The following is a 13179-nucleotide window of genomic DNA, read 5'->3' as shown; positions in this document are numbered from 1 at the left end:
TCAACAAAAAAGGGCCGCTCCCGGAGGAACGGCCCTTGATGTCTTGTGTCAGCCCCTTGCGGGGCGACAAGCACCTGTCCGATGCTTATTCCTTGACCGCCGAGACGACGCCGGCGCCGACGGTGCGGCCGCCTTCGCGGATGGCGAAGCGCAGGCCCTGGTCCATTGCGATCGGCGTGATCAGCTCGACGTCCATCTTCACGTTGTCGCCCGGCAGGACCATTTCCTTGTCTGCCGGAAGCGTGACAACACCCGTCACGTCCGTGGTCCGGAAGTAGAATTGCGGACGATAGTTCGTGAAGAACGGCGTGTGACGGCCACCCTCTTCCTTGGTCAGGATGTAGGCCTCGGCCTCGAACTTCGCGTGCGGCGTGATCGAGCCCGGCTTGCAGAGAACCTGGCCGCGCTCGACGCCCTCACGGTCGATACCGCGGATCAGCGCGCCAATGTTGTCGCCAGCCTGGCCCTGGTCGAGCAGCTTGCGGAACATCTCCACACCGGTCACCGTCGTCTTCTGCGTCGGGCGGATGCCGACGATCTCGACTTCCTCGCCAACCTTGATGACGCCCGTCTCGACACGGCCGGTCACAACCGTACCGCGACCGGAGATCGAGAACACGTCCTCGACCGGCATCAGGAACGGCTTGTCCAGCGGACGCTCAGGGGTCGGGATGTACTCGTCGACCGCTTCCATCAGCTCCAGGATCTTCTTCTTGCCGATCTCTTCGTCACGGCCTTCGACAGCCGCCAGCGCCGAACCGGCAATGATCGGAATGTCGTCGCCCGGGAAGTCATAGGAAGACAGAAGTTCGCGAACTTCCATCTCGACCAGCTCGAGCAGCTCCTCGTCATCGACCTGGTCGACCTTGTTCAGGAACACGACCAGCGCCGGAACGCCAACCTGGCGGGCCAGCAGGATGTGCTCGCGCGTCTGCGGCATCGGGCCGTCAGCCGCGTTCACAACCAGGATCGCGCCGTCCATCTGCGCCGCACCCGTGATCATGTTCTTCACATAGTCCGCGTGGCCGGGGCAGTCGACGTGCGCATAGTGGCGCTTGTCGGTCTCATACTCAACGTGCGCGGTGTTGATCGTGATCCCGCGGGCCTTCTCTTCAGGCGCGTTGTCGATGTCCGCATAGGACTTCGCCGCACCACCATAAACTTCCGCCAGCGTCATCGTGATCGCCGCCGTCAGCGTCGTCTTGCCGTGGTCCACGTGCCCAATCGTACCAATGTTCACGTGAGGCTTGTTGCGCTCAAACTTTGCCTTGGCCATTTGGCCTCTCCTTCATTTCAACTAGCAAAATGCCATCTAATTCAAACTTGTCCGGATCGTTCTATCGCAGCCTGTTGAAGGGCTAGCGAACGATCCGATCTCGCTAGCCCGCCAGGTCCTGAACGATCTTCTGGGCCTCGGCCTTTGGAACTTCCGCGTAGTGGTCGAACTGCATCGTGAACTGTGCCCGGCCCTGCGACATGCCGCGCAGGTTCGAGACGTATCCGAACATGTTCACCAGCGGCACGAAGGCACCGATGACAACAGCGTTGCCGCGCGGGTTCGAGCCCTGGATCTGGCCACGACGGGAGTTCAGGTCACCGATGATGTCGCCCATATACTCTTCCGGCGTGATCACCTCGACCTTCATGATCGGCTCCATCAGGCGCGGATCTGCTTTCGTGCGCAGTTCGCGGAACGCCGCACGCGAGGCGATTTCGAAGGCCAGGACCGAGGAGTCGACATCGTGGAACTTGCCGTCGATCAGCGTCGCCTTGAAGTCGGTCACAGGATAACCGGCCAGAAGACCGTTTTCCTTGGCCTGCTCGAGGCCCTTCTGGACACCCGGCACGTATTCCTTCGGCACCGAGCCGCCGACAATCGCGCTCTCGAAGACAAAGCCCTCGCCCGCTTCGAGCGGTTCGAACTGGATCTTGACTTCAGCGAACTGACCGGAGCCGCCCGACTGCTTCTTGTGCGTGTAGACGATTTCAGCCGGCTGGCCGAGCGCCTCACGATATGCCACCTGCGGCTGGCCAATATTGGCCTCGACCTTGAATTCGCGCTTCAGGCGATCAACCAGGATGTCGAGGTGAAGCTCGCCCATGCCTTTCATGATCGTCTGACCGGACTCGATGTCGCTCTCGACACGGAAGGACGGGTCCTCGGCCGCGAGACGGGCAAGGCCCGCAGACATCTTTTCCTGGTCAGCCTTCGACTTCGGCTCGACGGCAATCTCGATCACCGGATCCGGGAAGGTCATGGTTTCCAGGACAACCGGGTTCGACTTGTCGCACAGCGTGTCGCCGGTCGTGGTTTCCTTCAGACCTGCCAGTGCGATGATGTCGCCAGCACCGGCCCACTCGATTTCCTCGCGGGAGTTCGAGTGCATCATCATCATGCGGCCAACACGTTCCTGCTTGCCCTTGGTCGAGTTCAGCATCGAGCCGCCCTTGGCGATCGTGCCGGAATAGACGCGAACAAAGGTCAGCGAGCCCACGAAGGGGTCGTTCATGATCTTGAAGGCAAGACCGGAGAACGGCTCATTATCGTCGGCGTGACGCGCAACGTTGCGAACTTCTTCCTCATCGCCCGGCTTGAAGCCCATATAGGCTGGCACGTCGAGCGGCCCCGGAAGATAGTCGATCACAGCGTTGAGCAGCGGCTGGACGCCCTTGTTCTTGAAGGCCGAACCACAGAGAACCGGCACGAAGGACATGCTGAGCGTGCCCTTGCGGATCAGCTCACGAAGCTTCGCCTCATCCGGCTCGTCGCCTTCGAGATAGGCTTCCATGGCCTCTTCGTCCTGCTCAACGGCAAGCTCGACGAGTTCGGCGCGCATTTCTTCGGCCTTGGCCTTCAGGCTGTCGCGGACTTCACGGACGTCCCAGGAGGCGCCCAGGTCGGAGCCTTCCCAGACCCATTCCTTCATGGTGATCAGGTCGACCACGCCTTCGAGCTCGTTTTCGGACCCGATCGGCAGCTGGATCGGTGCCGGCGTCGCACCCGTGCGCTCCTTGATCATCTTCACGCAGTTGAAGAAGTCGGCGCCGGTCTTGTCCATCTTGTTGACGAACACAATGCGCGGAACTTCGTAACGGTCAGCCTGGCGCCAGACAGTTTCCGTCTGTGGCTCGACACCGGCATTGGCGTCGAGGACGCACACAGCCCCGTCGAGCACGGCCAGCGAACGCTCGACTTCGATGGTGAAGTCAACGTGTCCGGGCGTGTCGATGATGTTGAATCGGAAGGAGGCTTCCTTCGGCGTTTCGCCATAGATACCCGTCGGGTTCTTGCCGTCCTCGGTACGGAACCAGAAAGTGGTCGTGGCAGCGGACGTGATCGTGATGCCACGCTCCTGCTCCTGTTCCATCCAGTCCATCGTCGCAGCGCCATCATGCACTTCGCCGATCTTGTGCGACTTGCCTGTGTAGAACAGGATGCGCTCGGTGCAGGTCGTCTTGCCGGCATCAATGTGAGCCATGATGCCGAAGTTACGATAGCGCTCCAACGAGTATTCGCGGGCCATGGGATTAACCTTTATTGTCTGGTTCCGGGAGGGGGAACGATGTGTGGGCTTACCAGCGGTAGTGCGAGAAGGCGCGGTTCGCTTCCGCCATGCGGTGCGTGTCTTCACGCTTCTTCACGGCAGAACCACGGCCTTGCGACGCGTCGAGGAGTTCGCCGGCAAGGCGCTCGCGCATCGTGTTTTCATTGCGGGCGCTTGCAGCAGCAGCGAGCCAGCGGATTGCCAGGGCCTGACGGCGCTCGGGACGCACTTCGACCGGCACCTGGTAGGTCGCACCACCAACGCGGCGCGAACGGACCTCAACGGCCGGGGAGATGGCTTCAAGTGCCGAGTGGAACACTTCCACAGGGTCTTTCTTCGCCTTGTTTTCCACCAGATCGAAAGCACCATAAACGATGCGTTCGGCGGTCGACTTTTTACCATCCTGCATGATCTGGTTCATGAACTTCGTGATGACGATGTCCTTGAACTTTGGATCCGGCAGGACCTGACGTTTCTCAGCGCGGTGACGACGTGACATGGCGGGGGACCCTTATTTCGGTTTCTTCACGCCGTAATGCGAGCGGCGTTGCTTACGGTTCTTGACGCCCTGCGTATCCAGAACACCACGCAGGATGTGATAGCGCACACCCGGAAGGTCTTTCACGCGGCCACCACGGATCAGGACAACAGAGTGCTCCTGAAGATTGTGGCCTTCGCCCGGGATGTAGCACAGCGATTCAAATCCGGACGTCAGGCGCACCTTGGCAACCTTACGAAGGGCCGAGTTCGGCTTCTTCGGGGTCGTCGTGTAAACGCGGGTGCAGACGCCGCGACGTTGCGGGTTGCCCTTGAGGGCCGGAGTTTTCGACCGCGCTGGCTTTGGTTTGCGCGGATTGCGGATCAGCTGTTGAATCGTGGGCATGAGGGCCTTTTGACTACTTTCTTCCTTGGCCCCATCGGACCAGTTCAAACCAAGATAGCCCGATGGGGCCATTCCTGACCCGATCGAACCACCAATTCCGTACTAGGCCAGCTTTACGGCGCCGGTTAAGGGCCGCAAAAGACCATCCGACAGGACGGTCCTAGCCAGCGTTCGGCGCGTGTTAAGACCCTGCAGACGTCCCGTCAAGTGTTGCTGACGGTACGCGCTGCGATCAGGGCCTTGTCCACGCCGCCTATTCTGCCGCGTCGGGCGCCGGAAGCGCGGCAGCGGCTTCTTCCGCAGCCCGGCGCCGCTTCTCGCGAAGCTTGGCGTCGCGTTGTCCGGCCACACGGCGGAAGTTGCGCATGCCGCCACCCGTACCGGCCGGGATGAGCCGGCCGACGATGACGTTTTCCTTCAGGCCTTCCAGCGTATCGACCTTGCCCTGCAGGGCCGCTTCGGTCAGCACGCGGGTCGTTTCCTGGAAGGATGCCGCGGAGATGAAGCTGCGCGTCTGCAGCGATGCCTTGGTGATACCGAGGAGGACCGGGACGCCCGATGCCTCGCGCTGGTCCTGCTTGCGGGACCGGCGCACGGCAGCGTTTGCCTCGTCGAGTTCCAGCAGGTCGACATGCTCGCCCTTGAGCAGCGTTGTCGTGCCCGGATCGGTGATCTCGATCTTCTGCAGCATCTGGCGAACGATCACCTCGATGTGCTTGTCGTTGATCGGAACACCTTGCAGGCGATACACCTTCTGGACCTCGTCCACGAGGTAGTTGGCAAGCGCTTCAATGCCCAGCGAGCTCAGGATGTCCTGCGGCGCCGGGTTGCCATCGACGAGGTACTCGCCGCGGCGGATGAAGTCGCCATCCTGGAAGGAGATGCGCTTGTTCTTCGGTACCAGGTACTCGACCGGGTCGGCCCCATCCTCTTCCGGAATGATCGCGATCTTGCGCTTGTTCTTGTAGTCGCGAAGGTAGGACACGCGGCCATCGATATCTGCAATGATCGCGTTGTCCCTCGGACGGCGGGCTTCGAAGAGTTCGGCCACACGCGGCAGACCACCGGTGATGTCCTTCGTCTTCGCACCGCCCGTCGCGGTCCGCGCAAGGCTGTCGCCCGGGCCGATCTCGTCACCGTCATTGACGGAGAGAATGGCGCCTGGTGACAGGAGATAGCGGGCCTCGGTGCCGTTCGGCAGCGTCTTGGCCTCGCCCTTCTCGTCGGTGATCAGCACCGCCGGACGCAGGTCGTTGCCCTTGCTGCCGCGATAATCGACGATCACGCGCGACGAGATGCCCGTCGCTTCGTCCGTCTCGTCGCGGGCCGTCATGCCGTCGACAACGTCGATCAGCTTGGCAACACCGGCAATTTCGGAGACCAGCGGCTGTGCGAACGGATCCCAGTCGGCCAGCTTGTCGCCCGGCTTCACCTTGGCACCGTCCTTCACATAGAGGCGCGTACCGTAGCCAGGCTTGAAGGTCTGGCGGGTACGGCCGTCGCCGTCGAGCACAGAGACGGACATCTGGCGGCCGACAACCACGAGGGTCTTGTCGGTCCGGGTCACCGTCTCGGCATTCTCGAACTTGATCTTGCCTTCGAAGGCCGATTCCACGGACGATTCTTCAGCAACCGTCGCGGCGCCGCCGATGTGGAAGGTCCGCATGGTCAGCTGCGTGCCCGGCTCGCCGATCGACTGGGCCGCGATCACACCGACGGCTTCGCCCTTGTTGACGATCGTACCGCGCGCCAGGTCACGGCCATAGCAGGCCACGCAGACGCCGGTCTTGGTCTCACAGGTCAGCGGCGAGCGAACCTTCACCTCGTCGACACCAGCCTCTTCGACAGCGAGAGACAGGGCTTCGTCGAGATAGGTATTCGCCGGGCAGATCAGGTCGCCAGTCTTTGGACTTTTGACGTCCTCGCCGGTCGTGCGGCCAAGAATGCGCTCGGAAAGCGGAACGACAACATCCGCGCCCTCCATGACCGCATTGAGCTGGATGCCCTGCTCGGTCCCGCAATCGTCTTCGACGATAATGCAGTCCTGGGCAACGTCGACCAGGCGGCGGGTGAGATACCCCGAGTTGGCGGTCTTGAGCGCGGTATCGGCCAGACCCTTACGGGCGCCGTGGGTCGAGTTGAAGTATTCAAGGACGGTCAGGCCTTCCTTGAAGTTCGACACGATCGGCGTCTCGATGATCTCGCCGGACGGCTTGGCCATCAGGCCGCGCATACCGGCCAGCTGCTTCATCTGGTTCTTGGAACCGCGGGCGCCGGAATGGGCCATCATGAAGACCGAGTTGGTCTCACGCTGACGGCCGGTTTCCGGATCCACTTCGGCTTCACCGGCGACGTCCATCATGGCGTCGGCAACCTTGTCGGTACAGGTCGACCAGGCGTCCACCACCTTGTTGTACTTCTCGCCCCGCGTGATCAGGCCTTCAGCATACTGACGCTCATACTCGGACACCTGGGCCCGTGTATCCTCGACGAGTTTCGCCTTGGCTGCCGGGATCTTCATGTCGTCCTTGCCGAACGAAATGCCGGCCTTGCAGGCCTCGCGGAAACCAAGCTCCATCAGCTTGTCACAGAAGATGACCGTCGCCTTCTGGCCGCAGTTCCGGTAGACCTCGTCGATCAGTTTCGAGATCGCCTTCTTGGTCATCAGGTCGTTGACGATTTCCGGGCGCATGCCCTTCATCTTCGGCAGGAGCGACGCAATCATGTAGCGGCCCGGCGTCGTCTCGATGACGCGGATCTCTTCCTCGCCTTCCTCGTCGACGCCTTCGAAGCGTGCCTTGATCTTGGCGTGCAGCGAGAGCTTGCCGCTCTGCAGCGCATGTTCGAGTTCGGCGACGTCGGAGATGGCCATGCCTTCGCCCGGCTCACCATCCTTGTCGAGCGACAGGTAGTAGAGACCGAGAACGATGTCCTGCGAGGGCACGATGATCGGCTTGCCGTTGGCCGGCGACAGGATGTTGTTCGTCGACATCATCAGGACGCGCGCTTCCAGCTGGGCTTCCAGCGAGAGCGGCACGTGAACGGCCATCTGGTCACCGTCGAAGTCGGCGTTGAACGCGGCGCAGACCAGCGGGTGAAGCTGGATGGCCTTGCCTTCAATCAGCTTCGGCTCGAAGGCCTGGATGCCGAGACGGTGGAGCGTCGGCGCGCGGTTCAGAAGAACCGGGTGCTCGCGGATCACCTCTTCCAGGATGTCCCAGACTTCCGGCTTTTCCTTTTCGACCAGCTTCTTGGCCGCCTTCACCGTGCCTGCGAGGCCCTTGGCGTCGAGGCGGGCATAGATGAACGGCTTGAACAGCTCGAGCGCCATCTTTTTCGGCAGGCCGCACTCATGCAGCTTCATGTTCGGGCCAACCACGATGACCGAACGGCCGGAATAGTCGACGCGCTTGCCGAGCAGGTTCTGGCGGAAGCGGCCGTGCTTGCCCTTCAGCATGTCGGAAAGCGACTTCAGCGGGCGCTTGTTGGTGCCCGTGATGACCCGGCCGCGGCGACCATTGTCGAACAGGGCGTCGACCGATTCCTGCAGCATCCGCTTCTCGTTACGGATGATGATATCCGGCGCGCGAAGCTCCATCAGGCGCTTCAGGCGGTTGTTCCGGTTGATCACGCGGCGATAGAGATCGTTGAGGTCGGACGTCGCGAAGCGGCCGCCATCCAGCGGGACAAGCGGGCGCAGGTCCGGCGGGATGACCGGGACGATCGTCATGATCATCCATTCCGGCTTGGCTCCCGAAGCCAGGAAGGCTTCGACCACCTTGAGGCGCTTGGAGTACTTCTTGGTCTTCAGTTCGCTGGTCGATTCGGCGAGGTCCTCGCGCAGCTGGTCAGCCAGCGATTCCAGGTCGAGCGCGCGCAGAAGCTCGCGGATGGCCTCCGCACCGATCATGGCGGTGAAGGCATCTTCGCCATGCTCGTCCTGGGCGTCCATATACTCTTCTTCAGTGAGCAACTGGTTCGGCTCGAGCGGGGTCAGGCCCGGCTCGATGACGACATAGCTCTCGAAGTAGAGCACGCGCTCGACTTCCTTGAGCGGCATGTCGAGCAGCGTGGAGATGCGCGAAGGCAGCGACTTCAGAAACCAGATGTGGGCGACCGGCGCGGCCAGATCGATATGGCCCATCCGCTCGCGGCGGACCTTGGCGAGGGTGACTTCCACACCGCACTTCTCGCAGACAATGCCGCGATACTTGATGCGCTTGTACTTCCCGCAAAGGCACTCATAGTCCTTTATCGGACCGAAGATACGGGCGCAGAACAGGCCTTCGCGCTCAGGCTTGAAGGTCCGGTAGTTGATGGTTTCCGGCTTCTTGATCTCGCCGGACGACCAGGACCGGATCTTCTCCGGGCTGGCGATTGAAATCTTGATTGCCTCGAAGCTCGTGGCTGGGGCGTTCTGGTTGAAGATGCTCGTGACGTCTTGGCGCATAGTATCCGCTCCTTGGGAGGGGTGGCCGGATCATCCCGGCCGGATAAATTCAGTTGTCGTTACTCGACCCGAAAATGCCTGATGGCAGCCTACTCGGCTGCCACCGGCGGTTCATCGTCATCCTCATTGGCTTCGATCAGTTCGACATTGAGACCGAGCGAGCGCATTTCCTTGACGAGCACGTTGAAGCTCTCGGGAATACCAGCCTCGAAGGTATCGTCGCCGCGGACGATCGCTTCATAGACCTTTGCGCGGCCTGCCGTGTCGTCGGACTTCACGGTCAGCATTTCCTGCAGCGTGTAGGCGGCACCATAGGCCTCCAGGGCCCAGACCTCCATTTCGCCGAAGCGCTGGCCACCGAACTGGGCCTTGCCGCCCAGCGGCTGCTGGGTAACAAGCGAGTACGGACCGGTCGAACGGGCGTGGATCTTCTCGTCCACCAGGTGGTGGAGCTTGAGAAGGTACTTGTAGCCCACCGTGACAGGGCGCTTGAAGGCTTCGCCGGTACGGCCGTCGAACAGGGTTACCTGGCCGGACCGGTCAAGCCCGGCACGCTCCAGCAGTTCGACAATGTCGGCTTCACGCGCACCGTCAAAGACCGGCGTTGCGATCGGCACGCCATTGCCAAGGTTGGAAGCGAGCTCGACGATCTCCTCATCGGTCTCCGGCAGCTCTTCGCCTGCACCGTAGACCGTCTGGATCGCCTCGCGCAGCGCCTTGTTGTCCTTGTTGGCATTCCACTCGTCGAGGGCATTCTGGACCATCCGGCCGAGGCCGTTGGACGCCCAGCCCATATGGGTCTCGAGGATCTGGCCGACGTTCATCCGCGACGGCACGCCGAGCGGGTTGAGAACGATATCGACAGGCGTTCCGTCTTCCAGGAACGGCATGTCCTCGGCCGGGTTGATCTTCGAGATGACACCCTTGTTGCCGTGACGGCCGGCCATCTTGTCGCCCGGCTGAAGCTTGCGCTTCACGGCCAGGAAGACCTTCACGACCTTCATCACGCCCGGCGGCAGGTCGTCGCCGCGCTGCACCTTGTCGACCTTGTCGTTGAAGCGGGCTTCCAGCTCGCGCAGCGACTCGTCGAAACGGACCTGCAGCTGGTCGAGTTCACCCTGCGCCTTTTCAGACTTCAGCGCGATCTCCCACCACTGGCTCTGGCGAATCTCAGCGAGGGCTTCCTCGGTGATCTTGCCCGTCTTGAAGCCTTTCGGCCCGGCAGCGGCTTCCTTGCCGACCAGCAGTTCCTTCAGGCGCGCATAGGTGTTGCGCTCGAGAATGTTCTGCTCGTCTTCCTTGTCCTCCTGCAGCTGCTCGATCTGCTCGCGCTCGATCTGCAGGGCCCGCTGGTCCTTGTCGATGCCGTGACGGTTGAAGACACGGACTTCGACGACCGTACCGGCGCCGCCCGGAGGCACGCGCAGCGAGGTGTCGCGAACGTCGGACGCCTTCTCGCCGAAGATGGCGCGCAGGAGCTTTTCTTCCGGCGTCATCGGGCTTTCGCCCTTCGGCGTGACCTTTCCGACGAGGATGTCGCCAGCTTTCACTTCGGCACCAACGGCCACGATACCGGCTTCGTCGAGGTTGCGCAGGGCTTCCTCGCCGACGTTCGGGATGTCGCGGGTGATTTCTTCCGGGCCGAGCTTCGTGTCGCGGGCGGCGATCTCATACTCTTCGAGGTGGATCGAGGTGAAGACATCGTCCTTCACGATCCGCTCGGAGATGAGGATCGAGTCCTCGAAGTTGTAGCCATTCCACGGCATGAACGCGACGAGCACGTTGCGGCCGAGGGCCAGCTCACCGAGATCCGTCGACGGACCGTCCGCGATGATGTCGCCAGCGCTCACCTCATCGCCCACGCGCACGATCGGGCGCTGGTTGATGCAGGAGTTCTGGTTCGAACGGCGGAACTTGGACAGGCGATAGATATCGACGCCGGACTTGGCGGAGTCGATGTCTTCGGTGGCGCGGACCACGATACGGGTCGCGTCGACCTGCTCGATCACACCGGCGCGGCGGGCAACAACGGCCGCGCGGCTGTCGCGGGCCACGACGGACTCCATGCCGGTCCCGACGAGCGGGGCCTCGGAGCGGACAAGCGGCACCGCCTGGCGCTGCATGTTCGAGCCCATCAGGGCGCGGTTGGCGTCGTCGTTTTCAAGGAACGGAATTAGGGCCGCAGCAACCGAAACAACCTGTTTCGGCGACACGTCCATATATTCGACTTCCTCGCGCGGCACGAGCGTCGCTTCGCCGTTCACACGGGCGTTGACGAACTCGTTTTCCAGCTCGCCCTTGTCGGACACCGTGGCGTTCGCCTGGGCGATCGCATAGCGGTGCTCTTCCATGGCAGACAGGTAGACGACCTCGTCGGTCAGCTTGCCCTTCACAACCTTGCGGTACGGGCTTTCGATGAAGCCATACTTGTTCACGCGCGCATGGGTGGCGAGCGAGTTGATCAGGCCGATGTTCGGGCCTTCCGGCGTCTCGATCGGGCAGATCCGGCCATAGTGGGTCGGGTGCACGTCGCGCACTTCGAAGCCGGCGCGCTCACGGGTCAGGCCGCCCGGGCCGAGCGCCGAAAGACGGCGCTTGTGAGTAATCTCGGACAGCGGGTTGGTCTGGTCCATGAACTGCGACAGCTGCGAGGAGCCGAAGAATTCACGCACCGAAGCCACGACCGGCTTGGCGTTGATCAGGTCGTGCGGCATCACGGTGTCGATATCGACCGAGGACATGCGCTCCTTGATGGCGCGCTCCATGCGGACGAGACCGATGCGGTAATTGTTCTCCATGAGCTCACCCACGGAGCGGACGCGGCGGTTGCCGAGGTTGTCGATATCGTCGACTTCGCCCTGCCCGTCCTTCAGGTCGAGAATGACCTTCATGACGCCGACAATGTCATCCTTGCGCAGGATACGCGTCGTATCGTCAGCCGGCTCGTAATCGTCCAGCGCCATGCTGAGACGCATATTCATCTTCACGCGGCCAACCGATGACAGGTCGTAGCGCTCGCCATCGAAGAAGAGCTGGTTGAAGAGCGCGTCGGCCGCTTCCTGCGTCGGCGGCTCGCCAGGACGCATGACGCGATAGATGTCGGACAGCGCCTCGAAGCGCGTCTCGTTCTTGTCGGCCTTCAGCGTGTTGCGCAGCCACGGACCGCGGTCGGCGCCGTCGATGTTGAGAACCTCGATCGACTTGTGGCCCTGCTCACGCAGCTCGGCGACGAGTTCTTCCTCGATCACATCGCCAGCTTCGCCGAAAATCTCGCCGGTTTCGCGATTGACGATGTCGCGGCCGAGGAACTTGCCGACCAGCGCGGTGGACGGAACCAGCAGCTCATCGGTGCCGCCTTCGGCAATCCGCTTGGCAGCGAGGGCCGTGATCTTGCGGCCAGCCGGAGCGACGACCTTGCCGGACTTGGCATCGACCAGGTCGAATTCCGGCTTCTGCCCCTTCCAGGCCTCGGCGCGAAAGCCCGTGATCCAGCCCTTCTTGTCCAGGCGGTAGACGGAGCGGGTGTAGAACAGGTCGATGATCTCGTCGGTATCGTAGCCGAGCGCATACAGCATCGTGGTGGCCGGCAGCTTGCGCTTGCGGTCGATCCGGATGTTGAGGATGTCCTTGGCGTCGAACTCGAAGTCGAGCCAGGAGCCGCGATACGGGATGATGCGGGCTGCAAACAGCAGCTTGCCGGAGGAGTGCGTCTTGCCACGGTCGTGGTCGAAGAAGACGCCCGGCGAGCGGTGCATCTGGGAAACGATGACACGCTCGGTGCCGTTGACGATGAAGGTACCCTTGTCCGTCATCAGCGGGATATCGCCGAGATAGACTTCCTGTTCCTTCACTTCCTTGATGGACTTGGCGCCCGTATCCTCGTCGACATCGAACACGACCAGCTGCAGCCGCACCTTGAGCGGCGCTGCGTAGGTCAGATCGCGCTGCATGCACTCCTGAACGTCAAATTTGGGGGGTTCGAATTCGTAGGAGACGTATTCGAGTGTTGCGCGCTCGTTGAAGTCAACGATTGGAAAAACGCTTTTGAAGACACCACCAAGGCCATCATCGGTCCGCTCCGCGAGCGGCGTATGCATTTGCAGGAAGTGCTCGTAGGAGGAGCGCTGCACTTCGATGAGGTTTGGCATGTCGATGGCTTCGGGAATACGACCGAAGGATTTGCGGATACGTTTTTTTTCCGTGAAAGAAAGAGCCATCTCTTGTTCCGTTTCTTGCCGCGCCGGGCCGAGGACTGGCCAGCGGCGGCTTGCCACCTGAAACGCGAGCACGCGGCAGGACCA

6 protein-coding genes are annotated in these 13179 nt (G+C 61.9%); all 6 read right to left on the bottom strand.

All coding sequences use genetic code 11. The features are described 5' to 3' along the window. Positions 1 to 85 precede the first annotated feature (85 nt). Positions 86 to 1276, bottom strand: a complete 1191-nt coding sequence (gene tuf, locus D1227_RS13735; protein WP_119376170.1) for an elongation factor Tu — start codon at positions 1274 to 1276, stop codon at positions 86 to 88. A gap of 103 nt (positions 1277 to 1379) precedes the next feature. Further along, positions 1380 to 3524, bottom strand: a complete 2145-nt coding sequence (gene fusA / locus D1227_RS13730; protein WP_119377168.1) for an elongation factor G — start codon at positions 3522 to 3524, stop codon at positions 1380 to 1382. Positions 3525 to 3573: 49 nt separating this feature from the next. Further along, positions 3574 to 4044: a 30S ribosomal protein S7 gene (rpsG, locus tag D1227_RS13725; protein ID WP_119377169.1), complete on the bottom strand. Its 471-nt coding sequence runs from the start codon at positions 4042 to 4044 to the stop codon at positions 3574 to 3576. Positions 4045 to 4056: 12 nt separating this feature from the next. Further along, entirely contained in the window at positions 4057 to 4428 is a 372-nt protein-coding gene (gene rpsL, locus D1227_RS13720) for a 30S ribosomal protein S12 (RefSeq protein WP_119377328.1), read from the bottom strand. Positions 4429 to 4681: 253 nt separating this feature from the next. Then, complete coding sequence (rpoC, locus tag D1227_RS13715) at positions 4682 to 8878, bottom strand: DNA-directed RNA polymerase subunit beta' (protein WP_119405043.1); 4197 nt, start codon at positions 8876 to 8878, stop codon at positions 4682 to 4684. Between the two features lie 89 nt (positions 8879 to 8967). Next, complete coding sequence (gene rpoB, locus D1227_RS13710; RefSeq protein WP_119405042.1) at positions 8968 to 13095, bottom strand: DNA-directed RNA polymerase subunit beta; 4128 nt, start codon at positions 13093 to 13095, stop codon at positions 8968 to 8970. Positions 13096 to 13179 lie beyond the last annotated feature (84 nt).

It is taken from the genome of Henriciella mobilis (assembly GCF_003576315.1).
Lineage (GTDB): Bacteria > Pseudomonadota > Alphaproteobacteria > Caulobacterales > Hyphomonadaceae > Henriciella > Henriciella mobilis.
This window is presented reverse-complemented; position numbering and strand designations above follow the sequence as displayed.